Genomic DNA, 352 nt, shown 5'->3' with positions numbered 1-352 from the left:
AAGCGGTAATGGCAGGCTTCGCATTCCCGCCTTCTGCGGATTGATTTCCCTTCGTCCGCAGGCCGTGAATCAAGTACGCGGGAACCGTTATGCTGGCATGAAGGACATTTCAAATTGGATCAGCTCCCATCTGTTTCGTTGCTGTAATGCGGTTCGCAAGCTTCCGGTAAATGCCCGCCAACGTTTCTAGGATGAGCCTATTTGTTGGGAGAGCCGATAGACCGGCCTTATCTTTTCTATTTTACAAAAAAAATGCTTAAAGAAAAAGCAATGCTGTTTTTTTACATTAGAAAAGGAGCATCAGCTTCAAAGCGCGTAATGGCTTTTTCAGCTTAGCTCCCTTGTGTTTGCG

General features: G+C 46.3%; 1 protein-coding gene. It reads right to left on the bottom strand.

The features are described 5' to 3' along the window. Positions 1–113: NrdR family transcriptional regulator (locus SB658_RS22485; protein WP_486308198.1), on the bottom strand; the 113-nt coding region annotated here is incomplete at its 3' end. Positions 114–352: the final 239 nt, after the last annotated feature.

It is taken from the genome of Bacillus sp. SIMBA_008 (genome assembly GCF_046535495.1).
In the GTDB taxonomy this organism is placed as follows: domain Bacteria; phylum Bacillota; class Bacilli; order Bacillales; family Bacillaceae; genus Bacillus; species Bacillus subtilis.
This window is presented reverse-complemented; position numbering and strand designations above follow the sequence as displayed.